We start from the raw sequence: 26574 nt of genomic DNA on the forward strand, positions 1-26574 counted from the left end.
ACACAAACTTAAATTTAAGCAAAACAATGGCAAACGAAGAAATAAGAAACGACAGGTTAGCTGCGCTCGGCAACCTGAAAGACTATAAAATTGCAAAAGACAACCCCGATGTGATTGGCTGGAGAGTGGTAGGCGCCGACGGTGAAAGCCTGGGCATTGTAAAAGACCTGATCGTGGATATCCATGCCATGAAGGCACGCTACCTGTCTGTTGTAGCTGACCGAGGTTTCTTTAATACCGAAAGAGACCAGCACATGCTGATACCAATTGGCGCTGCAGCACTCGACAAGAAGGGCAAAAATGTGTTTGTCTCCTCTATCGACTCAAGATCTATCGGGAACTATCCGGTTTACCCTGGCGGCTCTATTCCGGAAGATTACGAGTATGCTATCCGCGATCATTTTCATCGTTCGCAGCGCGATACCGTAGCAGACAAGGACGATAATTACAAAGGGGATTTTGATGATGCGCTTCGCAACCAGCACACGGACAGGCGGCACATCTCAAACGACTTTTATAACGATGACGCTTACAACGAGGAGCGGTTTTATACTTCAGACAGAGAAGTAAAAAATCGCACAGTACGCGACCATACAAAACAGGATTATTCTGCCTACACGCCTGACGACCTGCGAAGCGAAGACAGAAAACCAAAGAACGTACAAGACTCCATTGCCACCATCGAAAGGCTGGAGGACCTGCGCGATAGGGGTTCTATTACCGAGGAAGAGTTTATACTTCTGAAGAAAAGAGCACTCGACCTGTAGCAGAACTGCACCGCACCAAAACAAAAAGCCTCTCCGGTATTGGAGAGGCTTTTTTTTCTACTGGTATGTAGTAATTGATTTTATAACTCAACCGCATTAAAGGTATCTCCCTGCCTCACATCGCCCGTCTCGAAGCCTCTTCTAAACCAGCGGACCCTTTGGGCAGAGGTTCCGTGTGTGAAGGAGTCTGGTACCACTCTTCCAGTGGCCCGCTTTTGAAGCCGATCATCGCCGATGGCACTTGCCGCGTTCAGGGCCTCTTCCAGGTCACCGGGTTCCATAAAGCCTGTAGCTCTTTGGGTGTGGTGCGCCCAAACCCCGGCATAGAAATCCGCCTGCAACTCCACTCTTACCATCAACTTGTTAAACTCCACTTCGGATAACTGGCCCCGCATAGCATTAACCTTGTCCATGGTACCTGTCAGGTTCTGCACATGGTGCCCCACCTCATGCCCCACCACGTAGGCTTGCGCGAAGTCACCTTCCGCACCGAGTTTGCGTTCCATCTCTTCAAAAAAGCTCAGGTCGATGTACAGTTTCTCATCTCCCGGACAATAAAACGGGCCTGTAGCCGAAGAGGCAAGCCCGCAGGCTGAGTTTACCTGCTCGGAAAACAGTACCAGGGTGGGTTCTCTGTACCCTTGCAGGATCTTGTTCCATACATCTTCGGTGTCTGCCAGCACTACGGCTGTTTGCTCTGCCAGCGCCTGCTCTTCTGGGCCGGGCTGGTAGTCAGTTGTCTGTGCATACTGCGGCTCACCGCCAACAAACTGCTGCAGGAGCGCGATGGGATTAGTGCCTGTCAAAAACATTATCAGCACCAGCACCCCCACTATAATCAGCCCCACTTTCGAGAATAAGAGTCGGAACAATGGTACAAGCAGCATAGGACTGATGCCTCTGCCGCCTCCGAAACCTCCTGCTGATTGACCTCTACGGTCTTCTATGTTGGTACTTTTTCTTCTGCCTCGCCATTTCATAAAGTCTGATATTAATAAAGAGGACGAAGATGGATTTGCTAGATTTCCACCTTTCCACATTAAGTATATACTTATTTCCGAAGAGTATAACGGCGGGCAGCTTCACTTGGATGTTTATAGTTTATTCTGAATGCCTGTAAAGTATGGAAGTAAATCTCCTGCTCAATACATGACTCTAAATGGTATAAGCACTAAAAAGTAAAGCCGGAGCTGATTAGTACTACATCAGCTCCGGCTTTATTTTAATTATACTTTAACTTACTCCACTATCAGCTCATCTGAGAACAACCAAGTCTTCTGGCCTGCTGATGGATACTTTGCCGGACTCACTCCCACATTGGTAGCTTTTATTTTTACGTAACGTGCCTTTGTGGCAGGTATGGTTGTGCTATACTCACGAGTAAGTATACCTTCTTCGGCAGTAGGATCAGGGTTATTGATCACCTTTACCGTCTTATAGTTCTTACCGTCCTCAGACACAGCGTACTCAATCTGGGCAGGCAGGAAAATACGATAGCCGATGTTCTGCATGAAAGAGGAGCTCAACTTTGACACCGGCTTCACTTCTTTCAGGTCAAGCACTGCTTCCATATCGGTACCCAAGAATCCTGTCCAGTGGCCGTCTGTTTGATCTGTAGAGCCTTTCAATCCGTTCACCAGTTTGGCTTTGTTGTTATAGCTGGAGTGGGCAGGCGTGATCAGCGTTACAGGTTTCGCAAAAGCCTTGTGGGCATCAAAAGTCTTATTACTTATTTTGCCAACCTGCTGCCCGTCTACAAACGAAGCCGCCTTGATTACAGCCGATTTGTTTAATGTGAATGGCTTAGTGTAGGCTGCCGACGCTGCTGTGGGATTACTGCCATCTAAAGTATATCGAATAGTGGTATTGGCAGCATCATTTGCAAAACTTACCTGCACCTGCTCAGTTGTGGTATCTACCTGCAGGTTCTGCTGTACATTAAAAGCGCTGCGGGAGTAGTTTATACCCATAGCATTATAACGCCTGTATTGCTGCTGCATACGGTTCTTAAAGCTATCCCAGTCTTTTTTAGCTACAGGAGTCCAGAGCACTTCCGATAAGGCAGCCATGCGCGGCATAATCATATACTCCACGTGCGAGGCTGTTGGGATATATTCTGTCCATACGTTTGCCTGTGCGCCAAGTATATATTTCTTCTCATCTGCCGATAGTTCTGCCGGAGTAGGTTCAAAGTTGTATACTTTCTGCAGTGGATTATAGCCGTGGATGGCAATCGGCTCCAGTTCGCGCTCTCCCTGGTAATGGTCAAAGTATAAATGCGTTCCAGGTGTCATTACCACGTAATGCTTTTGCTTGGCAGCCTCTATCCCCCCCTTTGTGCCGCGCCACGACATCAGGTAAGCATTTGGTGCCAGTCCGCCTTCAAGAATTTCATCCCAGCCGATAATGGTTCTGCCTTTTGCGTTAAGGAATTTTTCCATGCGCTGCACAAAATAGCTTTGTAGCTCGTGCTCGTCTTTCAGGTTTTCTTGCTTCATGCGCGCCTGGCATTTCGGGCATGCTTTCCAGCGGGTTTTTGGAGCCTCGTCGCCACCTATATGAATAACCTTGCTCGGGAAAAGCGCAATTGTCTCCGTCAGTACATCCTCCAGAAAGGCAAAAGTCTGTTCGTTACCAGCACAGAAGATATCATGAAAAATACCCCACTTAGATTCTACTTTAAAAGGCCCGCCGGTACACGATAATTCAGGGTAGGCTGTGAGTGCCGCTAAGGCGTGCCCTGGCATTTCGATCTCCGGCACTACAGTAATGTAACGTTCCTGCGCATACTTTACTACTTCCTTGATCTGTTCCTGTGTATAGTAACCACCGTGGCGTTCTTTTTTGTAGGTCTGCGGCAGATCCCAGTAATGGCCGATCAGGGTGCTGTCTCGCCATGCGCCTACCTGGGTTAATTTTGGGTATTTCTTTATCTCGATACGCCAGCCCTGGTCATCGGTCAGGTGCCAGTGAAAGGTGTTATACTTGTGCATGGCCAGGTAGTCGATGTACTTCTTCACGAATTCTACCGGGTAAAAATGACGTACCACATCCAGGTGCATGCCGCGCCAGCTGTAACGCGGCTTATCAACTATACTTAAGGCAGGTATGGTAACGGCAGCTGTGCTTGGCTTAACCGGCAACAACTGCCGTATGGTTTGTGTACCCAGGAAAATACCATTGGGCTCATTGGCAGCTAATGTTATGCAGGCAGGTTGTACCTGTATTGTATAGCCTTCTGTACCCAGGGTATCGTTTGAGCCCTGCAGCGTAAGATGAATCAGGTTCTTGTCTTTGCTTTTAGGTCTTTTATACTCCAGCTCTGGCTCAACACCTGTTTTCTCTTTTATCTCCCGGGCCAACTGCTCTGCAATACGCTTTAGCTCTTCGTTTTTATCATCCACATAGATTTTCGTGTCTTTGTTGATGGCGAAGCTGCCTTTCTGCATACTTACCTGTGCCGGCTGCGGAATCAGGGATACAGTTTGTCCCATTACAGGCACAGCTGCTGCAGAAACTATACTTAAGGCCAGAGCTATTAACTTTGTTTTGATATTCATACTTATGCTGGTAAGGGTGCTCTTATGTAAATGTCGTGTGCTTATTCGTAATGGCGGCTACTTCTAACAGCGCTGAAGGAGACTACCGTACTAATTTAACTATACTTAAAGATACAGAAGTTTACTTTACAAGATAATACTGCAAATTTCAGGCTAAGTATTCTGTGTTAAGGTGGATAGTAAAAAAATAACTCCCAGGTATGGTGAGCAGGTAAAACTTACGTAACACCTGCAACACCACACAAGGAAGTTCCCCTTAATCAAATAAAAAAACTATCTTAAAATCTCCATCTAACAAAAGCCTCCATGGCTTCATAGTCAGCTAAGCCTAGCTTGTCATAGTTCTGAGCTGTTTCGCGTGTGCGTTCCTCGGCTCTTACCCAGAACTCACGTTCATCATCGCCAGGGAAAACCGGCCTGTCTTTCTGCGACTGGTGCTTAAATATGGCAAAGCGCTTGCGCTCTACCTCCTGCGGCGAAAGCGGCACGGCCATCTCGATTTCGTGCGTCTCGAACTCGTGCCATGCACCGCGGTACATCCACAGCCAGCAGTCCTGTGCCCACTCCTCTGTCTTAAGCAGTCGTCGTAGGGCCTCCTCAACAATTCTGAAGCAAACAATGTGGGTACCGTGCGGATCGGCAAAGTCGCCGGCGGCAAATACCTGGTGAGGCTTAATTTTCTGCAGCAATTCCATGGTCAGCTGCACATCTACTTCTGTTACAGGGTTCTTAACAGTTTTACCGGTTTCATAAAAAGGCAGCGCCATAAAGTGAATGTGGTCATCTGACAGACCTGCGTAACGGGCGCCGGATATAGCTTCGCTCTTACGGATAAAAGCCTTTACATCGCGTATCTCTTTCGGGTCGAGCTGGTTTGGCTGTTTGTCTTCCATAAACAGACGCATGTTGCTGTAGATAGACTCTAGCCTATCTGTATCCTGCCCTAAGCTACTGTTAAAGTCAATGGCAAATTCCATGTAACGCAGCACGTCATCGTCCCAAACGGCAGTGTTGCCTGATGTTTGGTACGCTACATGCACGTTGTGTCCCTGGTCTACCAGACGGATAAAGGTACCACCCATTGAAATTACATCATCGTCGGGGTGCGGTGAGAAAATAACCACACGCTTCTGTGCAGGCTCGGCACGCTCCGGACGGCGGGTATCGTCGGCTCCGGGTTTACCTCCAGGCCAGCCTGTAATGGTGCGCTGCAGTTTATTAAAGATGTCGATATTGATGTTATAAGCAGGGCCTTTCTCAGTGGCCAGTTGTGCCATGCCATGGTTGTTATAGTCCTCATCCGTCAGTTTCAGGATAGGCTTGTTCACAGTATTTGACAACCAGATAACTGCTTTCTTGATAAGTGCATCATCCCACACACAGTCTTTTACCAGCCAAGGCGTGTTAAAGCGCGTTAGTTCAGATGCAGCGTCCATATCAAGCACAAACTCTACGTTATCCGAAAGCTGCAGGTAAGTAGCCGGCACCTCCGAAGACATTTCGCCTTCCACTGCTTTTTTGATGATAGGCGCTTTTTTACCGCTCCAGGCCATCAGAATAATTTCGCGGGCCTTAAAGATGGTACCGATACCCATGGTGATGGCTTTGCGCGGCACATTCTCTTTACCACCAAAGTCACGGGAAGCATCGCGTCGGGTCAGATCATCCAGCGTTACCAGTCGTGTACCAGAGTTCGGCGCCGAACCAGGTTCGTTAAAACCGATATGACCCGTACGACCGATACCCAGGATCTGCAGGTCCAGTCCGCCTACCTCTTCAATTTTGCGCTCATAGTCCAGGCAGTATTCATGGATTTCATCCAGCGGCAAAGTACCATCCGGAATGTGAACGTTCTCTTTTTTTATATCGATGTGATCGAAGAGGTTCTCGTTCATGAACGTAACATAACTCTGCGCAGCGTTTGGCTGCATTGGGTAGTACTCGTCCAGGTTAAAGGTAATTACATTCTCGAAGCTCAGGTCCTCTTCACGGTGCATACGCACCAACTCCGCATATACCCCGATTGGCGTTGCACCTGTTGCTAAGCCCAGCACAGCCAGTTGGTTTTGCTGCTGCTTTTTCTTTATCAGGTTGGCAATGCGCTGCGCTACTTTTACAGATGCTTCCCTTTGGTCAGGATAGATTGTGGTAGGCAACTTCTCAAAACGTGTTTCCTCAAGAAGGTTTAATCGAGCCATAGTTTATCGTTTGCAGTGTTCTTTCTAGTAAGGTGCTGTTTCCAGCTGAATTTGTTTCTCTACCTGTATTTCAGGTATAAGTTGTAAAGTATGAGTTTGTCCTTTTCAGTTAAGGTTGCGTTTACCTCCGACTGTATAAAATGTAACTTAAAAGCCTTGATGGCAGCATTCATATCGCGTGTATCATAACCTATAATTCGCAGCGCGTCCTGCGGGTTGAAATTCTCCGGGATCTTGTGCACCGGCACCTGCTCAAATACGAGCATCTCTGGTTGCAATAAAGTAGTATCAGCTATAGCAACAGAATCAACAGTAGTTTTGGCTACCATTACACTGTCCAGCACATCAGCATCATACCATAGTCCGAAACCATTATCTGCTAATTTCTTCCAGGGGAAAGTAGGGTTAGGATCTACTTTGCGGGTAGGTGCAATATCGGAGTGTCCGATGAAGTTCGCTGCCGGAATGCCGTGCCTTTTTTTAAGTGTTTGCAACACGCCCAGCAGGCTGTTGATCTGCGCCTCTGCAAAGGGTTCTGCGCCGTTGTTATCCAACTCTATGCCTATAGAAGTAGAATTGAGGTCGGTGGTGTTTCCCCATTTGCTTGCTCCGCCATGCCAGGCACGCAGGTTGTCGTTCAGCATCTGGTATACTTTACCGTCTCGGCCAATAACATAGTGTGCGCTTACTTGTGTGGCAGGAGTTGTAAAAGTTTTTAGCGTTTGTTCTGTAGAGTTCTGCGCCGTGTGGTGGATTACGACATAGTTAGGTTTGCGTATGTTGAAATTTGTTGCACCCACCCAGTAATCGCCCTGCGGGTATGGTAGCCCTGCAGCGTCTTGTTCAGGTATTGCCCACAACGCACGGCCATACTCCTTGGCCTGCTTCTTATACACCTTATTTGTTGCGGCATATGGGTTTACAGAACAGGCAACTGCTGCCAATCCGATAAGTACAACAAGAGACATTCTTAGAGCAGAACCCTTCATTTCTAGTTAGCTTAAGTATAAATTCTTTGCACCTGTATCATAGCCTGCACAAACTAAAGTAACACAGGTATTGTTACGTCCTTTTCGCTAGCTTTACATTAGCAATAATGTGCTGCTGCGTTTAAAGCCTAAATATTGCTTTTATTTGCCGGAATTAAAAAATTTCCTGCAAATAAAAATATAAAGTATCTAAATTACCTTATATTGCAGTAAATCAAACCTTATTACTAATCTTTTAGCCTTGAAAAAATATTTTTTCTCGTCTTTGGCACTTGTTATGCTGCTGCTGACCGGCACAAATAACCTGCATGCCCAAACAAAAAGCTCAAAAAGCCGCAAAGCTACAGTAGCCAAGCCTGCTGCTCCTGTCTTCGATCCTGTAAGAGACCCTGCTTTTTTGGCCGGGCTTCACTCTAAATGGGTAGACTCGGTGATGAACAGCCTTACGCCGGAGGAGCGTATTGCACAGCTGATCATGATCCCGGTGTACTCTAATAAAAACCAGGCGCACATAGACTCGATCAGCAACCTCATCAAAACCTACAAAGTGGGTGGCCTGATCTTTTTCCAGGGTGGCCCGGTACGCCAGGCAAAGATGACAAACCGTTATCAGCAGGAAACAAAAGTACCGCTGATGGTAAGTTTAGACGGCGAGTGGGGACTGGGCATGCGCTTGGACAGCACCATCCGTTTCCCGTACCAAATGACGATGGGTGGCGTAACAGACGAGAAGCTGATCTACGATATGGGTGCCGAGATTGCCCGCCAATGCAAGCGCATGGGCATACAGATAAACTTTGCCCCTACCGTAGACATTAACAACAACGCCAACAATCCGGTGATCGGCTTCCGGTCTTTCGGCGAAGATAAATATAACGTGGCGCGTAAGTCTATTGCCTACATGAAAGGCATGCAGGACAACCACGTGCTGGCCAGTGCCAAGCACTTTCCGGGCCACGGCGATACCAACGTAGACTCGCACTATGGTCTGCCGGTTATCCATTTCTCCCGCATCCGCCTCGACTCTACTGAACTGTACCCATTCCGCCAGCTTATGGACAATGGCCTGGGCAGCGTGATGGTGGCGCACATGAACATCCCGGTGCTGGATAATACGAAGAACCTTGCCTCTACCCTATCAAAGAAGATTGTAGCTGACCTGCTTAAAAAAGAACTGAACTATAAAGGACTTGTATTTACCGATGCTCTGAACATGCAGGGTGTGGCTAAGTTCTATCCTCCGGGGGTGGTTGATGTGAAAGCTCTACTTGCCGGAAATGATGTGATGCTGAACACTATGGATGTAAAAACCACCATTGCAGAGGTAAAGAAAGCTATCCAGAACAAGGAGATCACGCAGGAAGAAATAGATGCCCGTGCACGCAAAGTGCTGGCTGCTAAACTTTGGATGGGCCTGGACAAATGGGAGCCGATCGAAACAAAGAACCTAGTTGCTGACCTTAACAACCCGCACGCTGAGTACCTGAACCGCCAGCTGATGGAAGCCTCAGTTACCGTGCTACGTAACAAGCAGAATATACTTCCAATCCAGGCGCTAGACACGTTGCGCATTGCAGCCCTGGCTGTCGGAACCGATAAAGAGACAGATTTCCAGAGAGGCTTGGCACGCTACACCAACGTAGATACATACTATTTAACACCAACTGCTACCCTAGCCGACCTACAGAAACTGAAGGAGCAGCTGGCAAAGTATAACCTGGTAATTGCCGGTGTACACAAACTGAACCTGAAAGCTGGCAGCAGCAACTTCGGCATCACTGCCGAAATGAACTTGTTCCTGAAAGAACTGATCCGCAGCCAGAAAACGATTGTAAGTGTGTTTGGTAATGTGTACAGCCTGGCAAACCTGGAGAGCGTAGACAAGGCAAGTGCCGTGATCACTGCTTACCAAGAGAATGCACTTGCCCAGGACGTGGTTTCACAGATCATTTTTGGTGGAATCGGTGCCAAAGGCAAACTGCCGGTTACGGTTTCCAATGCCTTTAAAATTGGAGACGGTTTGATAACGCAAGGCAACTTTCGACTGGCTTATACTTCGCCGGAGGCTGTTGGTTTGAAAACACAGGATTTAGCTGGTATCGACTCTGTAGTGGCACAGGCCATACGCGAGAAAGCAACTCCGGGCGCACAGGTATTGGTAGCCAAAGACGGTAAAGTGATCTATCAGAAAGCGTTTGGTTACCATACTTATGACAACGAGACGGCCGTAAAAAACACTGACCTCTACGATCTGGCTTCAGTTACAAAAATTTCTACCTCGCTGGCAGCTTTAATGAAGTTGAAAGGTGAAGGCCGGTTTGATGTAGATAGAACGCTTGGTTCATACTTACCGATGATGCAGGGTTCCAACAAAGAGCAGCTGAAGTATAGAGACATCCTTACCCACCAAGCCGGACTTAAAGCCTGGATACCATTCTGGAAGGAGACGGTGAAGAAGAACGGCAAATTTAAGTGGGCAACCTTTAAAGCAGACTCTTCGGCTCGATTCCCGATAAAAGTGGCTACCAACCTATACATCCACCGCAAGTATGCCGATAAGATGTACAAGCAGATTGCTAAGTCGCCGTTGAACGAGAAGCCAGGCTATGTATACAGCGACCTGTCGTTTATACTTGCTCCGAAAGTAGTAGAGAATATCACTGGCCAGGAGTTCGAGTCATATCTGAAAGAGAATATCTACAAGCCAATCGGTGCTACCTCGCTTACTTTTAATCCTTACAAGCATTACGCAGCGTCGCAGATCGTACCAACGGAGTATGAGCCGCACTTCAGAGCTCAATTGCTGCACACTACCGTTCACGACGAAGGCGCTGCCATGTTAGGGGGCGTAAGTGGCCATGCCGGTTTGTTTGGTAACGCCAACGACCTTGCCAAGCTGATGCAGCTGTACCTGAATGATGGCACCTATGCCAACAAAACTTACATTGCCGGCAACACGATAAGTGAGTTCAGCAAGTGCCAGTTCTGCGACCAGGGCAATTACCGCGCACTTGGTTTCGACAGACCATCCAAACCAGGTGCTCAGAATAGTAACGCTGCACCGTCAGCCCCTGCAGTAAGCTTTGGCCACTCTGGCTTCACGGGCACGTATACCTGGATAGACCCTGTGAATAAACTAGTGTATGTATTCCTGTCGAACCGCGTGAACCCTACGCGTGAGAATCCGAAATTAAGCAGGCTGAACACGCGCACCAATGCGTTGCAGGTAGTGTACGACGCCATCGAAAAATCTAAGGCGGTAAAAGCGGAAGCCTCTACAGTATCACAGTAAAAAAACAGGTCGTTTGGGCTTTACTAAACGACCTGTTTTATTTTTATATTAACGCCACTAGTACAAAATATAAACTATGATTCCTGTTTAAGCCTACTAAATCATCAGACATGAACAAGACCATCACAATTAGCGATACCTCAGACAATGGCTTGCTGAGAAACAGTGCCTACGAAAGGTATCTATCGCTTGATGTACTTCGCGGATTGACCATCGCTCTGATGGTTGTGGTAAACAACCCCGGCACCTGGGGTGCCATTTATGCCCCGTTTAAACATGCGGCCTGGCACGGATTTACCATTACCGACCTGGTGTTTCCGTCGTTCCTGTTTGTAGTGGGCAATGCCATGAGTTTTAGTATGCGTAAGTTCGAACGCCAACCGCAAAGTACTTTTCTGAAGAAGGTATTTAAGCGTACGGTTCTCATTTTCCTGATCGGTTTATTTCTGCACCTGTTCCCGTTCGTTACCCGCACTGAAGGCGAAATTGTACTGAAGGATTTTACTGCAGTACGCATTATGGGTGTGCTGCAGCGTATTGCCCTGTGCTATTTTGTTGCCTCTCTAGTGGTGCATTACCTAAAGCTGAAAGGCGCAGCCATATTCAGTATTGTGGCACTGCTGGGCTACTGGGGCATCATGTACTTTTTCGGAGATCCTGCCGATCCTTACAGCCTGGAGGGCAATGCTGCCCTTAAATTTGATAGTCTATTTATACCCGACGAGAACCTCTACAAAGGCTTTGGCATTCCATTCGACCCAGAGGGATTACTGAGCACTTTGCCAGCCACTATAAATGTGATAGCAGGCTATTTTGCAGGTATGTTCATCCAGAAGAATGGCAACAACTTAAACACTGTATTTAAGTTAACCCTGGCCGGAGGCCTGCTGGTTATAATTGCCCTGGTTTGGGACATGAGTTTTCCGATCAACAAGCCACTCTGGACCAGTTCTTATGTGCTGCATTCTGTTGGCCTTAGCTTGCTTATACTTGCCGGACTTATACTTGTGATAGAGATTGCCGGCTTTGTAAAATGGACATACTTTTTCGAAGCTTTTGGCAAAAACCCGCTCTTCATTTTCGCGCTGGCAACCCTCGTTATTAAACTGCTAAACTTTATTAAAATCGGGGAGATAAGCCTGCAGAAATGGCTGTACGAAAGACTCTTCCTGACGTGGTCTGAAGGGGAAACAGCCTCTCTCCTTTTCGCCTTGTCTTACATGCTTATGATGTGGGCCATTGGCTTCTGGATGGACAGGAAAAGGATTTATGTGAAGGTGTAGTATACTTCGTCTATCACGCTATACAGAAATCAAAACCTAGCATAAGCCTAAACTGTCATCTACAGAAGTATAAGCCATTTCTAAATTAGGAGCCTGCTCTCATTCATAAGAGCAGGCTTCTTTGTCAGCACTAGTACTTACTACTTAAAGTTTCCAGGCAGCAATTTTATCTACCTTTATTACTACTTCCTCCTCTCCAACATAATCCTTTTCTCTGTTTTGTTGATTTTATAGAAAATAACTTATATTTGATTTCAACCCCATGATATAACAGAATGCTAAAAGAAGAACGGCAGGCTTTTATAATAAAGCAGATAAACCTACACAATAAGGTACTTTCATCGGATCTAAGTATAAAACTTAATGTATCAGAAGATACGGTACGCAGAGACCTGAACGAACTGGCCGAGAGCGGCAAAATACTGAAAGTACATGGAGGTGCACTTTCCAAGTCCTTCCACTACCCTTTTCAGCAGGTGGAAGTGTATGCAAAAGAATCGAAAAAGGAGATTGCAGGCAAAGTAGTGAATATGCTGCAGGACGGTATGACCGTACTTGTTGGCGGTGGCACTACCATGATCGAAGTGGCGCGCATGATACCGGATGGCCTGAAGTGCACCTTTTTTACTGTAAGCCCGCTGGTAGCTTTGGAGCTGGCAGAGCGTTCTAACAGCACCGTTATACTTTTAGGTGGTCAGCTTTCCAAGAACTCACAGATCATTATCGGTTCGCAGGTAATCAACCAGTTAGCCGAGATAAAGGTAGACCTGTGTATACTGGGCACTAACAGCCTTTCCATGGCCGATGGCCTTACCGACTCTGACTGGGAAGTGGTGCAGGTGAAGAAAGCTATGATTCGTGCTGCAAAGAAAACAGCCATCATGAGTATCGCCGAAAAACTGGGATCCAATCAGAATATGAAAGTATGTGACCTGAATGCCATCCATTACCTCATTACAGACCTTAGTCCGAAAGACAATTATTTAGAGGAGTATAAGAGTGCTGTTTCGTTAGTTTAAGCTTAGACTGGTATAGAATCATAAAAGCCGGAGGCCCTGTTCTTTATTGGAACAGGGCCTCCGGCTTTTATGATTTATCTATAGCGAGGAGACCTGCGCCATGTTTTCAAATACACTCATCTAGCAAGTACACAATCGACTCATAGTTCCTACCTACTGCCTCGGTCATAGCCATTTCGCAGGTTTTGGCTGAAGAGTAGTAGCCTTCATACTCCCGCTGCTTTACCTCATTTGCCTCTAGCGCCGTAGCAGATGCTATTAGTTCCGGCACTAAGAAACCTCTGTCGCCAGCCATGCCGCAGCAGCCTGCGTGCATCGGTATCGTAACCTCCTGCGCCAGTTGTTTGGCTATACTTACAAATTTGGTTTCGATGCCCATCTTCTGCAGCGAGCAAACCGGGTGCACCACTACATTGGCTTTCTTCTTCAGCACCGTAGCCTTTGGAAGTATAAAATCAGCGATGTAATCGATGCTATCAATGATCTTCAACACATCAAATTTCTGACGGTTTTCCGGCGTGAGCACAGGGCGGCAGTTCTGCAACGTATAAGTACAGGATGTAATATCCAGCACCAGCGGCAACCGGCCTCTGTCAGTCCACTCCCATACTTTGTTGATGGTTTCGTTGGCGGTATAGGCAAAGGCTTTGCTGTACCCTTTGGAAGAGTAAATCTGTCCACAGCAGGAGCTTTGTACATCCTTCGGAATGGTAAACTTAATGCCCACCTTCTCCGAAACACTGATAAACGTTTCGATTATATTCTTCTTGGCTTCATCAGTTGATCCCATCGTGCGAGAGATACAGGTTGGGAAGTATACTACTTCTGCCTCATCTGTTGGTATGTTGGCCTTTGCCATCACATCGCCTAAACCCGGAGCGGGTGCCAGCTGTTCTGTCCAGAGCGGAAACTCAGGGATAATACCTTTGGCTGATTTGGTAAGCTTTGCCATGGTGTTGGCTCCGAAAAGCTTGTTCATTCCTGCACCTGCTTTCAGACCAAACTTAACTGTAGAGGCTACAGGCTTAAAGTTTTTGGCGACCAGCAGGGCCAGGTTATTGGCAAAATCGTTGTGGCTTTCGCGGCGCAGGCGTTTTACCAGGTCGCCGGTGTTTATATCAACAGGGCAGGCGGTGGCGCAAAGACCATCCACAGCACAGGTATCCAGGCCATCGTACTGGTACTGGTTCAGTAGCTCGGCGTGTTCCTGCTTCTGCCCTTTTCTTTGCAAATTCAGTAACTCACGTCGTACCACAATTCTGCGGCGTGGCGTGAGGGTAATGTTGCGGCTCGGGCACTTGTGTTCACAAAAACCACATTCCATACATCGGTCAACCTCCTCTTCCACTTTCGGCAGCTCCTTCAGGTTTTGGATGTGCGCGTTTTTATTGTGGTTGATGATCACACCCGGGTTCAGCAGATTCTGCGGATCAACTACCTCTTTTAGTCTGCGCATGATTTGGTAGATTTCCGGTCCCCACTCGGTTTCCACGAAAGGCGCCATGTTTCTACCTGTACCGTGCTCAGCTTTCAGGGCACCTTTATACTTGCCAACCACCAGTTCCACCACTTCTTTTATAAAGCGATCGTAGCGTTCTACTTCCGAAGGCGAATCAAAGGCCTGCGTAACTACAAAGTGAATGTTGCCGTCTTTGGCATGGCCGAAAATAATGGCATTGGCATAGCCGTGTTTGCGGAAAAGCTCCTGCAGGTCAAGTATGGCATCGCCTAGTTTTGCAACCGGAACGGCAATATCTTCCAGCAAAACGGTAGTTCCGCTGGCGCGAACTGCACCTACCGCCGGAAACATACCTTTACGCACCTTCCAAAGCAACGCCTGCTCTGCTGCATCAGTGCTAAATACCGGCTGTTCCAGCAAAGCAAGCTCCGGTGCCATCGACATAAAGCTCAATATCTTCTTCTGCACCTCTTCCGGCGTGTTTGCCTGAAACTCCACCAGCAAGGCAGCTGCCTTATCGGGCAAGGTATTGATCACGGCAGGCACACCGGCCATGTGCTCGATAGATTTAAGCGAGGCCCTATCCATCAACTCTACAGCCTCTGCACCGGCCTCTGTTAAAGGCACAATGGCCTGACAGGCTGCGTAAATGTCGGGGAAGTATAAAAGTGCCGTGGATTTGGCAGGATAATCTGGTACGGTGTTAAGTACTGCCTCCGCAATAAAACCAAGTGTACCCTCCGCGCCAATAAGCAGGTGCGCCAGTATGTCCAGCGGGTGCTCAAAGTCGATGAAGGCGTTTACAGAGTAGCCAACGGTGTTCTTGGTTTTATACTTGTGACGGATAATGTCGTGCAGTTCAGGATTGCTTTGTACCTGCTGCTTCAGATCCTGCAACATATGGAAAAGCTCCGGGCATTCTGCTTCAAACCGGATATAATCGGCCTCGGCTTCTGTGGTGTAGCTGTTGCCGTTCGGAAGTATAAACCGGATGTACTTCGTGGTATGGTAAGAGTTTTTGCTAACCCCGCAGCACATGCCGCTAGCGTTGTTGGAAAGAATACCACCTACCATCGCCGAGTTTATACTTGCCGGGTCCGGACCAATTTTACGCTTAAAGGGACGCAAGTGCGCATTTACAATGCCCCCGATCACACCCGGCTGCACCCTAACCTGTTCCCCCTCCTGCTCTACTTGCACCTTGTTCCAGAACTGGCTCAGGTCCACAAGTATACCATCTGTTATAGACTGCCCCGAGAGGCTGGTACCAGCTGTGCGGAAGGTAAGGGGAATTTTGTGCTGCTGCGAGAAAGCGAACAACCCTTTTACTTCATCCTCTGAAACAGGCTGCACCACAGCCTTTGGCCTCAGGTAATAAAAGCCTGCGTCAGAGGCATAGGACACTACGTCTATCAACCGTGCCCGAATGCGCGCTTTTGGCAAAATGTTCTCCAAAAGCTGTTGTATTTCCATGGAGTATCCTCCTTTTAGATTGTCTGTTTAACCTTGGTGCCTCTTTCAGCTTCTTTCAAAGCATCCATCATTTCGCCTCCACCTTGTCTGCTTGTAGCCAGTAAAAGTATAAATGTGATGGCAGCATTTACTACGATCAATTCAAAACCCATCGCATACCCGAACCAATCTACAGAATTAGTATCGATGATATAAGTAAGAATTGGCGAGATAATGCAGATATAAGGAACCAGTCTGTCGGCCACAGCACGTTTGTTTGCCATACCAAAGGCAAACAAGCCTAGTAGTGGTCCATATGTATAACCAGCAGCACGGAAGATTGCGTTCACTACCGAGTCATCATTTATCATCCGGAAAACAAGTATAACCAATAGCATGATTACTGAGAAACCAATGTGTACCAAGTGGCGCGTACGGATCAGCTTAATGTCGTCGTGGTTATCCTTTTTGGTAAAGTTCAGGAAGTCTACGCAGAAAGATGTAGTAAGGGCTGTTAGTGCAGAGTCGGTAGTGGCAAAGGTAGCCGCCGTTAAACCCAACATGAATACGATAGCCGGGATCAGCGCCATGTGATTCAGAGCAATTTCCGGGAACAGGTGATCTGGCGTACGCAGTGCTGTAACGTCAATTCCTTTAGCCTGCGCAAACATGTACAGCATAGCACCCACGCTCAGGAAGAAAATGTTGATGGCAACGAAAACCCCTGTAAACGTAAGCATGTTCTTCTGCGCTTCGCCGATGTTCTTACAGCTCAGGTTCTTCTGCATCAGGTCTTGGTCAAGACCCGTCATGGCGATGGTTACGAAAATACCGCCCACAAATTGCTTAAAGAAGTGGCTTTTAGTGCCCATAAAATCTTCCCAGAAGAACATCTTGGAATATGAGCTTTCTTTTACCGCCTCAAACGTCTGCATTACGTTAAGGTCAAGGCTATTAGCAATAAACACGATAGAAAGTATAACTGAAGATACTAGGAAAAGTGTTTGCAGGGTATCAGTTATTACGATCGTTTTAAGACCTCCTTTATGCGTGTATATCCAGATAAGTATAAGGCAGATAGCCACCGTTACCGCAAATGGCACATTCCAAGCATCGAAAATAAACTTCTGCAATACAATGGCTACCAGGTATAAACGGAAGGCAGAACCAATAGTACGCGATACCAGGAAGATCATAGAGCCTGTCTTATAACTCCAGTAACCGAAGCGTTTCTCCAGGTAAGTATAAATGGAGATCAAGTTCATGCGGTAATACAGCGGCAGCAGCACAAAAGCAATGAGCAGGAAGCCTACGGCGTTGCCCAGCACAAACTGAAAATAGCCAAAACTGTTGTTGCTTACGGCTCCAGGCACCGAGATAAAAGTCACTCCTGATAAGGCTGTACCAATCATCCCAAAGGCCACGAAGTACCATTTGGAATTACGATTGGCGATAAAGAAGCTGGAGTTATCAGATGCGCCTTTCGAGGTGAAGTACGAAATGCCTATCAGTACGGCAAAGTAACCGATTAGAAAGGACAGAAGTGTGATTGGAGACATAGGCTGCTAATTACTCAAAGGCAGTAGCCACAATATTCGTGCTAAAACACGAACACCTGCAGCCATTCCTTCGAACTATTTAAGTTAGGTTAGGTTGGTGCCTCTATGCAAGGCTATAGTATATAAAGTTAAAAAGAAATCAGGAAGTTATCTACGGCCTGACGCACATTGCCGTACTTCTCCAGCAGCTCGGTGGCTGTTCTCTCATCAGCACCTGTCTCGGCCATTACCATTCTTACACCTCTGTTGTACAGTTTGTGGTTTGTAAGTTGCATGTCTACCATTTTGTTACCTTTTACGCGGCCAAGCTGTATCATCACGCTTGTGCTTAGCATGTTCAGCACCAGCTTTTGTGCCGTACCGGCTTTCATGCGCGTGCTGCCTGTAACAAACTCAGGCCCTACCACTACTTCTACTGGATATTGTGCTTCTGCGGCCACTGGGCTACCGGTATTGCACACAATACAACCAGTTGCAAGCCCGTGCGCATTGGCAGCTTTTAAACCACCGATTACATAAGGCGTAGTACCGGAGGCTGCAATGCCTACCACCACATCATTCTCATCAATATCATACTGTTGCAGATCTTTCCAGGCCTGTTCAGCATCATCTTCTGCAAATTCAACTGCTTTACGAATGGCCTTATCGCCACCGGCAATGATACCCACTACCCAATCGAATGGCACACCAAACGTGGGCGGACACTCAGAGGCGTCTACAATTCCCAAACGTCCGCTTGTACCTGCCCCAATATAAAACATACGCCCCCCAGCCTTCATCTTGTCGGCGGCTATTGTTGCCAACTGCTCAATTTGCGGTATGGACCTTTCAACGGCAAGCGGAACGGTCTTATCTTCGTTGTTTATATTCTCCAGGATCTCCCTCACAGACATCTTCTCGAGATCATTGTACCTAGAATCCCTTTCAGTTGTAAACTCCATTCTATAATCAGATAAATTTCTTATTTTAAACTACTTAAACCCGACTGTTTTACAAATCGGCTTTGATTACTACCTGCATAAGTAGCAGGATGCCAGGGCAAAACATATATTGCCACTGCCGTAACTCCGGATTTTGCTACTATAAAGCTAGTAAAACTAATCTAATCATTCTGTTTTTTGCGACATTTTTTAAATAAAAATGCATAAACACGCAAAAAAGTTTAAATTAGAGCTACCAAATTACTGATTCTTAATACTTCAAGCCACACTCTAACTACTGCGGCAACTCCTATGAAACGTGCAAAGCTTTCGCTTCTTGTCTTTTTATATCTGCTTTTAGGTGCATATTACAGTGCTGCACAAGCGCAAAAGCTAAACCTGAATTGGGAGCCACGCCAGGACCTGAATATACTTTTACCGGCCTCTGTGCGTGTTTTTGAGGCAAACGGAAAACTATCAGACGGTGCCAAGGTAAGGGCGGTATACGCCACTGTTTATCTAAAAGATCCAAATTTAAAACTGAGAGCGGTAGGCAGCAACTCCGTTCGCCAAACCACTGCAGAGGCCTACCAGCAGCACCAAGGTATACTTGCCATCAATGGTGGCTACTTCTCAGCCACTTCCTCCGTTAGCCTTTTAGTGGCAGACGGCGAAACCGTAGCTCCCGGGCCACAGGGTAAAGTTACCCGTGGCGCTTTTGGCCTGGTAAACGGCAAGCCGGAAATAGTATGGCCTTATGCCGTAGGTACTGAGAATATACTTTATACTTATCCAACTCCTAACGATGCAACCAAAGGCACACCTTCCGCCACTTCGTCGAAAGGTGCCCAGCGCTGGTTGGCAAACCAGGCAGTAGGTGGTGGGCCGGTATTGGTAAAAGCCGGTAAGATTAGGAATACAAGCCTGGAGGAAGGTTTTTCCGGGAGCCACCTGGCCCGGCACCCGCGCACAGCCATTGGCTACCTGAACGACAGCACCATATTGATGATGGTGGTAGACGGTAGGCAGCAGGCAAGCGCAGGCGTAACACTCGACGAGCTGGCTAAGATGATGCACGAAGTCGGTTGCTACGAAGCGGTTAACCTGGATGGCGGCGGCTCTTCTGCTATGGTGGCAGCCGATGAAGTAGTGAACATACCTGTAGACAAACCGGAAGGCAACCGCTACAGTCTCCGCAAGAACGCTTCAGCACTGGTTTTATCTGAGCTTGTGCCGCGTGTGCAGCAGGAAGTTTTATACTTTGATACTGACAGCCCCAATTACAGCGAGCACGGTCTCTGGAAAGAAAGCAACCACGCCAACTACTATGGCAAAACACCTTCTCGGCTGGCATCTGGTGGGCAAAAGTATAATAAGGCTATTTATACTTTAGATGAGATTGAACGCAGGCGCTATCAGTTAGCCAGTTGGTGGACAGTAAACTCTGAAACCAATACAGATAAGGCTGCATTTGTATTGCATCATGGCTCTAAAACAGACACACTCTATCAGAATCAGGCATCGCACTCTACCAGCGGCAAATGGAATGTGTTTGGCGATTTTATACTTGGTCCCGGGGATTACCTAGAGCTTATTGGCAGCGGCAAAGAAGGCAAAATAGTAGCAGATGCGGTTCGCCTGGTAGCGCACAACGACTCTCCTAAACTGCCTGTCCGTGGAGACATTCGCATTGGCATCATCAGCGACCTGAACTCCGGCCTTGGCTCCGCTAACTACGAGTGGCAGGTAGACAGCATCATGAACCGTATGCCGCGCATCTGGCAACCAGACCTGGTAGTTTGTGGCGGAGACATGGTAGCCGGCATGGGTATAAAAGACACTGCCACGTTAACCAAAATGTGGGCAGGCTTTGACAAACACATCGCTCAGCCGCTGCGCCAGGCCAACATTCCTTTTGCTTTTACCCTTGGCAACCACGATGGCCCACGCTCCTACCCGCTGGAGCAAAAAGCAGCAGCGGCTTACTGGAACAGTCCCGGTAAGACACCTAATCTGCAATTCGTGGACCGCAGCCATTTTCCGTTTTACTACTCTTTTGTAAAAGATGGGGTGTTCATTGTTTCGTGGGAAGCTTCTTCAGCGGAAATTACCCAGGAGAACCTCGCGTGGCTCGAAAAGCAGTTTAGCACACCAGAGGCCAAAAATGCGAAGCTGCGGTTTGTGCTGGGGCACATGCCGCTTTACAGTGTAGCCCAGGAGCGCGACTCGAAAGGCAATGTGCTGGAGAACCCGGAGAAACTGCGTGCGCTGCTGGAAAAGTATAAAGTACACACCTACATCAGTGGCCATCATCATGCCTATTACCCCGGCAGAAGAGGCAAGATTGAGCTAGTGAATGCGGGTGCCGCAGGAACCGGCCCTAGAGGCTGGCTAACCATGGACAGCGCACCACAGAACACCGTCACGATCATGGATATTTTCCTGGAGCAGGATTCCATCACTTATACTACTTATGATATCAAGACCAAAGCTGCCAAAGACATGGAGCAGCTTGATGAAAACGCACTGCCGGCAGCCATTTTTGGCGTAAATGGTCACCTGCTGCGGCGCGATGTAAAGGTTACAGACAGTGCCACAGGTATAGTAATTCCTCAGGCTGGATCAAAAGGAACGGGTACACTAATCGCTAAAGCAAAAGGCAGCAAACTTAGTATCAGTGGCAGTTACAGCAACCTGGAAGGCAAGCTTACCGGTATTAGTCTGTACAAAGGCAGAAACACAGAAGCAGGCACTTTGCTGCAAACGTACTCAGTAAAATCGAAGAGCAAGCGCAGCGGGAACATTTCTGCTACATTTGAAATAAACGAAGACCTGCCTGAGCTACTTTCTGTCGGTGCTTTATATCTGCAGCTGCACACTACAAAGCAAACAGACAGCGCCATCAGAGTGCAGCTGTACCCGGAGCACAACCAGGCACCCTCAGCACCGGCATTTACCTCGCACAACAGCCGCAACACTTATGCTGTGCGCAACACCGAGGCGCTCTACCAAATAAAGTGGGAAAAGGCAACAGACCCTGACGGAGATTTTGTAGACTATACTTACCAACTAGCATCCGACAATCAATTCAAAAACATCCACTGGAGCAAAAGTACGGGCCGTGTAAACCATCTTAAAATGCAAGAGCAGGACTGGTATAAGCTGTTAGCCAAAGCCGCAGAAGGTGTACCTGTTTCCTTTTACCACCGTGTGATAGCCTCTGACGGTAAGCACATAGCATACAGCCCCACAACTGCAGTTAAGCTGATGAAAAGCAACGAGCCACTGGAGGATTTTATGGAGGTACCGGCACCAAAGTATGTGTTTGCAGGAAAACTGGAGAATGCAGACGGAGCAGGCTACGGGGCACAGTGGGATAAGTATGGCAAACTGTGGCTAGCCAACTATGCCGGCTCCCTGGTTATAAAACAGCCGGACGGAACAAACGCCTCCTTCTCCCCGCTTAAAGCTGTAAGTATAAATGGTGAGACTTATACTTTGAACCCAGTTAATGGGATTGGGATTGACGCAGACGGCAATATACTGGTAGGCAGAAACCGCCACCTGCTAAAGATAAACGCCGCCACCGGCGAGGGAATGGCTGTCTGGGAAGCACCAGCCGGCATGCGAGCCATCACTACGCCGCGCGTAAACAGCAAGGGCGAGATCTATGCCATGTCGCTGTTTGCCGAGGACCAGAATTATGTGCTAAAGCAAAGCACCACCAACCCCACTACCTTAGATCTGATTCGCACTATCGCCTTACCTGACCGCATCCTTGCCCGCACCTTTGACATGACGCCTGACGGTCTCACGTTATACTTCCCAAATCCAGGCAGCCCTATGATCCAAAAGTATAGCAGCAAAGATGGCATTACCTATAAGCGTGAAGAAGACATTACCAGTACCGCAGCAGGTTGCAATGCATTAAAAATTAGCTTAGACGGAAGTATTTATGCTGCAGTACGCGCGAGTGGTGTAGTGCCATCCTCGTTTCACTTCCGCGACGACAAAAAGAAAACCATGTGGACCTTGCCATTGCCTGAAGTTGGTGGTGCAGAAGCAAGAGGTATTGGCGTATCCGAGGATGGAAAAACGCTGATATTCTGCAGCTGGGACAACGGCGGCGGTTTTTACAAGTATGTGTTACAGGAATAACAACTGAAGTCAAACCCAACTCTATCAACTAACGCCTTAACTTAAACAAAATGAAATTTTCAATTTCACTTTTTCTTCTCACCTTCTTCCTGTTAGCATCGGGTAGCTATGAATCAAGAACTGCCTCAGCTGTTGCACCGACTATAAAAAAGCAGCGGGTTTTTATCGGGGCTGAACGCCTGTTTACACCTGAATACCTGCCTTTGATAAGAGGAAAGCGCATTGGCCTGGTAACCAACCACACGGGATTACTACCAGATGGCCGGCACCTGGTGGATGTACTGCATACTTATCCGGATGCGGAGCTAACAGTGCTGTTTGGACCGGAGCATGGCATCCGCGGTGAAGAAGACAACCATGTGGCCGATGGCAAAGATCCTAAAACAGGCTTGCCAGTAATCTCGCTCTATGGCAAAGTAAGAAAGCCAACTCCTGAAATGCTAAAAGATGTGGATGTCCTGGTGTTTGATATTCAGGATATTGGCGCAAGGTTTTATACTTACATCGCTACCATGAACTATGTGTTAGCCGCCGCAGCAGAGCAAGGTAAGCCCTACATCGTGCTTGACCGGCCAAATGCAATTGGTGGCTTGTATGTAGACGGACCTTATCCCGGCAAAGCAGGCCAGCCGGTTTATAACTACGACCTGCTGCCTGTAACCCACGGCATGACGGTAGGTGAACTTGCCCTTATGTTTAACGGGGAACGTGCCGTCAACAACCTGCCCAAGGCTGACCTAACAGTAATTCCGATGCTGAACTACAACCGCAAGCAATGGTACACCGAAACAGGCCTGCCCTGGATAAAACCTTCCCCTAATATGCTCACCATTACCACGGCCGCTGTTTATCCTGCCACCTGCCTGCTGGAGGGCACCAATATATCAGAAGGGCGTGGTACACTGCACCCCTTTGAGTACATAGCTGCGCCCTGGATAGATGGAGCTAAGCTGGCAAAGCAGCTGAACAGCTACAAGCTGGCTGGCGTTACTTTTAAACCGGTAACGTTTGTACCTGGTGGCGTTGTAGATGGCATTAAAATATATCCACCAAAATTTATGGGTGAGCAGTGCCATGGTGCCGAGATGGTGGTTACCGACAAAAAGGCGTTTAAGTCGGCGAAAGCTGGTGTATATGTTATTCATGCGCTAAAGACACTATACCCTGATAAGCTGGAATGGAAAGAGACACGAATGGACCGACTCTGGGGGACACCAGCAGTAAGAAAACAACTACAGGCAGGGGTAGCACCGCAAGAAATCGTAAAGCAATGGGACAAAGAACTGGCTTATTTCAAAGGTGTCAGGAGTAAGTACCTGCTTTATTAAGACACTTTGCGCTTTTTAGCAATAATTAAATATCAAACCTGCAACTTCGCGCATTTATACTTTGATTTCATCCTATAAATCATGTATTTAGGGTCTCAATTCGAACTTCACCACCAGCTTAGCATTATTACATAAATATGAACAGATTTTTACTGGCTGTTTTATACTTTTTAATTATTCCGCAACTGTGTTTTACAGCACCAGCTAAAGATTTACCAAAAGCCAAACTCTTAACACTTGATGCAGTTATTGAGCTGGCCAAAGAGCAGTCGCCCAAATTCCGGTATGCTGAAGTGCTATTTGAAAACAAGCAGTGGCAGTACAAAACATACCGTTCAAATTTTCTGCCTCAGCTTAACTTAAACGGAGTTTTACCCGAGTATAATAAAACCATAGAGCCCCGCCTTACAGACAAGGGCAGCCTGATCTTCATAAACACACACAACGCCAGCTCTTCTATGCAGCTATCGCTGGGTCAGGAGATATGGCCAACAGGTGGCTACATTTCTATTAATAGCAACCTGAAACGCATCGATGATTTTCAGGCAGATATCAACCGTACACGGTACTCCTCAGTACCTGCCACTATCACGCTTACCCAACCTATTTTCGGCTTTAATAACAGGGCCTGGGACAGAAAAATATCCCCGCTGCGTTACGAAGAAGCTAAGCGCGACTACCGCGAGGAAATGGAGGAAATAGCAAAAGAGGCCACAAACCATTTCTTCAACCTGCTGCTTAGCCAAATCAGTTACCAGATTGCCGAAAGAAACATTGCCATAAACGATACCTTGTATAAGGTGGCAGAAAAAAAATTTGAGGACGGCAAAATACCAGAGAACGAATTATTGCAGATGGAGCTTGCCCTGCTCAATTCAGAACAAAACCTGGACCAGGCAAAACTTGATGTAGAAGCCAATACATTAAAGCTTAAAGTGTTTCTGGGTGTTACTGATAATTACCCGATAGAACTTGCAGCGCCAAGCGATATTCCGCAATTCGAGGTAGATGAGGAGATTGCGTTGGAGCAAGCCAGCCATAACAGGCAACGGGTAATTGGTTTTAAGCGCGAATTGCTGGAGGCAGAAATGCGACTGGCAAAGGCAAAAGGAGAAACTGGTTTCAGCGCTAACTTATTTGCCTCTTTCGGTTTAACGCAGCAGTCGTTGGAGGTGCAGGAAGCTTACAACGATCCATCGCAGCAGCAGCGTGTCCGGCTTGGCTTTAACATTCCGGTTATGGACTGGGGTAGAGCCGAAGCAATATTGGGTACTGCAAAAGCCAACCACACCCTAACAAAAGCCAACATTGAGCTGCAGCAGAACAGTTTTGAGCAGGAAGTATACTTGCAAGTGAAACGGTTCAAAGTACTGAGAAAACAAATGGAAGGAGCCAAACGCGCCGACGAAATAGCCAAGAAACGTTACCAGATCACATTATCCAGGTATCTTGACAATAAAATAGGACTTATTGATTTGAACATTGCTACAGAGGAGAGAGACAAGGCAAGCCGCAGCTATGTAACCTCTTTGCGTAACTTCTGGGTAGCTTATTATACTTTGCGCAGCCTCACCCTCTACGATTTTGAAACTAACCAGCCACTCGCACTTCCTGCCGGTTAAGTTGTAAGTACCAGGACAAAAGACCTCTGAAGTATAAAATCCTGAACCGCGTTACGCTACTGAGCTAACTATACTTCAAACAAGAAGCCCCACTCTTAAGCTGATAAGGGTGGGGCTTTTAGTTTATATCTTCTGTGCTCTCCTCTGTCTTAATGCTTGCGCTTTCCCTGCATCAACTTTTGGAAGCGGCCTAACTGCAGATACAATGCATTGCCAGGGCAACTGGTCTGGGCAAAGTCTTTGTGGCCTCCCAGGCTGTCAGCAGATATATTATAACGCTTGGCCAGTGCAGGTACGAGAATTTCCAGCGTTTTCATCTGATCTGGGGTAATCTGCTCTTTTTCGAAGTTACCCTCCACAACCACCAGCAGATGTCCGGCCGGATCATAGTTCGTGTTAGAGTCTCCTGCATAGTTTAAATCTCTTCCCTCAGCCACGTCACCTTTCACATCCACGTACAAATGGTAAGGAATATCTGCCCAAGGCTTTTTCATTCTGCCGTCTGCCAGTGGGCTCTCTTCCTGAGAAAATTTCTGTAAGGCCCTCATTTTATCTTCCAGTGTTCTGCCTGGCACCTGCGGCGTACCCGTATGGTGAATGGTGAGCCTGCGCAACGTATGGCTACGCATAGGAAGTACAGGCGGCTTTGCACCCCATGCGTCACGTGCCAGATATGTAATACTTTCAGGTACAGGACCACTTGCAGTTGTTGGTTGCAGGCAGCTCTGTAACCACCCTAAAGTCAGTAGAAGAAGTAGTATGTTTCTTATCATAAACAATATGTACCATGCTTAGATAAGGCAAAGCTTTATGCGCCCCATCAATTTGAAAAACTTCGTTATTCTAAGACCTATACAATCCATTCAATTGTTTAATTGATAGCCGCTAAACAATTGAATGGACTGTTACACGTTGTTGGATTGTTAGGAGTACAATCTCTAAACATTTTATTTTCTACGGTTTAAAAT

Annotated in this window: 15 protein-coding genes; 7 read left to right on the plus strand and 8 right to left on the minus strand. The window is 47.4% G+C overall.

The genetic code is table 11. The annotated features are described in order from the left end of the window. Window positions 1-26 precede the first annotated feature (26 nt). Window positions 27-767 carry a PRC-barrel domain-containing protein gene (locus tag H8S84_RS16585; protein WP_187068485.1) on the plus strand — a complete coding sequence of 247 codons (741 nt, stop codon included), beginning with the start codon at window positions 27-29 and terminating at the stop codon, window positions 765-767. A gap of 80 nt (window positions 768-847) precedes the next feature. Here H8S84_RS16585 and ypfJ read toward each other — a convergent pair whose 3' ends face one another. From ypfJ to H8S84_RS16605, 4 genes are all read right to left on the minus strand, one after another. Beyond that, window positions 848-1747, minus strand: a complete 900-nt coding sequence (gene ypfJ / locus H8S84_RS16590; RefSeq protein ID WP_187068486.1) for a KPN_02809 family neutral zinc metallopeptidase — start codon at window positions 1745-1747, stop codon at window positions 848-850. Window positions 1748-2005: 258 nt separating this feature from the next. Then, window positions 2006-4327 carry a glycoside hydrolase family 20 protein gene (locus H8S84_RS16595; RefSeq protein WP_187068487.1) on the minus strand — a complete coding sequence of 774 codons (2322 nt, stop codon included), beginning with the start codon at window positions 4325-4327 and terminating at the stop codon, window positions 2006-2008. A 278-nt stretch (window positions 4328-4605) separates the two neighbouring features. Next, window positions 4606-6525: a glucosamine-6-phosphate deaminase gene (nagB, locus tag H8S84_RS16600; protein WP_187068488.1), complete on the minus strand. Its 1920-nt coding sequence runs from the start codon at window positions 6523-6525 to the stop codon at window positions 4606-4608. 59 nt (window positions 6526-6584) lie between these two features. Then, window positions 6585-7493, minus strand: a complete 909-nt coding sequence (locus H8S84_RS16605) for an N-acetylmuramoyl-L-alanine amidase (protein WP_230407226.1) — start codon at window positions 7491-7493, stop codon at window positions 6585-6587. A gap of 454 nt (window positions 7494-7947) precedes the next feature. Here H8S84_RS16605 and H8S84_RS16610 point away from each other — a divergent pair, with 454 nt between their 5' ends. From H8S84_RS16610 to H8S84_RS16620, 3 genes are all read left to right on the plus strand, one after another. Beyond that, on the plus strand, window positions 7948-10806 hold the full coding sequence (locus H8S84_RS16610) for a glycoside hydrolase family 3 N-terminal domain-containing protein (protein ID WP_394368004.1): 2859 nt from the start codon (window positions 7948-7950) through the stop codon (window positions 10804-10806). A 110-nt stretch (window positions 10807-10916) separates the two neighbouring features. Continuing rightward, window positions 10917-12089, plus strand: coding sequence for an acyltransferase family protein (locus H8S84_RS16615; protein ID WP_187068490.1), 1173 nt, complete (start codon window positions 10917-10919; stop codon window positions 12087-12089). Between the two features lie 275 nt (window positions 12090-12364). After that, window positions 12365-13108, plus strand: a complete 744-nt coding sequence (locus tag H8S84_RS16620) for a DeoR/GlpR family DNA-binding transcription regulator (RefSeq protein ID WP_187068491.1) — start codon at window positions 12365-12367, stop codon at window positions 13106-13108. A gap of 106 nt (window positions 13109-13214) precedes the next feature. On the opposite strand, the gene H8S84_RS16625 is transcribed toward H8S84_RS16620, so the two are convergent. From H8S84_RS16625 to murQ, 3 genes are all read right to left on the minus strand, one after another. Beyond that, window positions 13215-16040, minus strand: a complete 2826-nt coding sequence (locus tag H8S84_RS16625; RefSeq protein WP_187068492.1) for an FAD-binding and (Fe-S)-binding domain-containing protein — start codon at window positions 16038-16040, stop codon at window positions 13215-13217. Window positions 16041-16054: 14 nt separating this feature from the next. Further along, entirely contained in the window at window positions 16055-17578 is a 1524-nt protein-coding gene (locus H8S84_RS16630; protein WP_187068493.1) for a sodium:solute symporter, read from the minus strand. Between the two features lie 128 nt (window positions 17579-17706). Beyond that, complete coding sequence (gene murQ, locus H8S84_RS16635; RefSeq protein WP_187068494.1) at window positions 17707-18519, minus strand: N-acetylmuramic acid 6-phosphate etherase; 813 nt, start codon at window positions 18517-18519, stop codon at window positions 17707-17709. A gap of 291 nt (window positions 18520-18810) precedes the next feature. On the opposite strand from murQ, the gene H8S84_RS16640 reads away from it, so the two are divergent. The 3 genes from H8S84_RS16640 (at window position 18811) to H8S84_RS16650 (ending at window position 25606) form a co-directional block, all read left to right on the plus strand. Beyond that, window positions 18811-22656, plus strand: coding sequence for a phosphodiester glycosidase family protein (locus H8S84_RS16640; RefSeq protein WP_187068495.1), 3846 nt, complete (start codon window positions 18811-18813; stop codon window positions 22654-22656). A 50-nt stretch (window positions 22657-22706) separates the two neighbouring features. After that, window positions 22707-23984 carry an exo-beta-N-acetylmuramidase NamZ family protein gene (locus H8S84_RS16645; RefSeq protein WP_187068496.1) on the plus strand — a complete coding sequence of 426 codons (1278 nt, stop codon included), beginning with the start codon at window positions 22707-22709 and terminating at the stop codon, window positions 23982-23984. A gap of 137 nt (window positions 23985-24121) precedes the next feature. Continuing rightward, window positions 24122-25606 carry a TolC family protein gene (locus H8S84_RS16650; protein WP_187068497.1) on the plus strand — a complete coding sequence of 495 codons (1485 nt, stop codon included), beginning with the start codon at window positions 24122-24124 and terminating at the stop codon, window positions 25604-25606. 149 nt (window positions 25607-25755) lie between these two features. Here the strand turns inward: H8S84_RS16650 and H8S84_RS16655 are convergent, their stop codons facing one another. Beyond that, a complete protein-coding gene (locus H8S84_RS16655; protein WP_187068498.1) occupies window positions 25756-26379 on the minus strand; it encodes a peptidoglycan recognition protein family protein in 624 nt (207 codons plus the stop codon). Between the last annotated feature and the right edge of the window lie 195 nt (window positions 26380-26574).

The organism is Pontibacter cellulosilyticus (assembly GCF_014306105.1).
GTDB lineage: Bacteria > Bacteroidota > Bacteroidia > Cytophagales > Hymenobacteraceae > Pontibacter > Pontibacter cellulosilyticus.

Excerpts from the sequence above, each read along its gene's own strand:
- H8S84_RS16585 (WP_187068485.1), top strand. The coding sequence starts at position 27 with ATGGCAAACGAAGAAATAAGAAACGACAGGTTAGCTGCGCTCGGCAAC.
- H8S84_RS16640 (WP_187068495.1), top strand. The coding sequence starts at position 18,811 with ATGAAACGTGCAAAGCTTTCGCTTCTTGTCTTTTTATATCTGCTTTTA.
- H8S84_RS16605 (WP_230407226.1), bottom strand. The coding sequence starts at position 7,493 with ATGTCTCTTGTTGTACTTATCGGATTGGCAGCAGTTGCCTGTTCTGTA.
- nagB (WP_187068488.1), bottom strand. The coding sequence starts at position 6,525 with ATGGCTCGATTAAACCTTCTTGAGGAAACACGTTTTGAGAAGTTGCCT.
- H8S84_RS16655 (WP_187068498.1), bottom strand. The coding sequence starts at position 26,379 with ATGATAAGAAACATACTACTTCTTCTACTGACTTTAGGGTGGTTACAG.
- H8S84_RS16645 (WP_187068496.1), top strand. The coding sequence starts at position 22,707 with ATGAAATTTTCAATTTCACTTTTTCTTCTCACCTTCTTCCTGTTAGCA.
- murQ (WP_187068494.1), bottom strand. The coding sequence starts at position 18,519 with ATGGAGTTTACAACTGAAAGGGATTCTAGGTACAATGATCTCGAGAAG.
- H8S84_RS16630 (WP_187068493.1), bottom strand. The coding sequence starts at position 17,578 with ATGTCTCCAATCACACTTCTGTCCTTTCTAATCGGTTACTTTGCCGTA.
- H8S84_RS16595 (WP_187068487.1), bottom strand. The coding sequence starts at position 4,327 with ATGAATATCAAAACAAAGTTAATAGCTCTGGCCTTAAGTATAGTTTCT.
- H8S84_RS16615 (WP_187068490.1), top strand. The coding sequence starts at position 10,917 with ATGAACAAGACCATCACAATTAGCGATACCTCAGACAATGGCTTGCTG.
- H8S84_RS16625 (WP_187068492.1), bottom strand. The coding sequence starts at position 16,040 with ATGGAAATACAACAGCTTTTGGAGAACATTTTGCCAAAAGCGCGCATT.
- H8S84_RS16610 (WP_394368004.1), top strand. The coding sequence starts at position 7,948 with ATGAACAGCCTTACGCCGGAGGAGCGTATTGCACAGCTGATCATGATC.
- H8S84_RS16620 (WP_187068491.1), top strand. The coding sequence starts at position 12,365 with ATGCTAAAAGAAGAACGGCAGGCTTTTATAATAAAGCAGATAAACCTA.
- ypfJ (WP_187068486.1), bottom strand. The coding sequence starts at position 1,747 with ATGAAATGGCGAGGCAGAAGAAAAAGTACCAACATAGAAGACCGTAGA.
- H8S84_RS16650 (WP_187068497.1), top strand. The coding sequence starts at position 24,122 with ATGAACAGATTTTTACTGGCTGTTTTATACTTTTTAATTATTCCGCAA.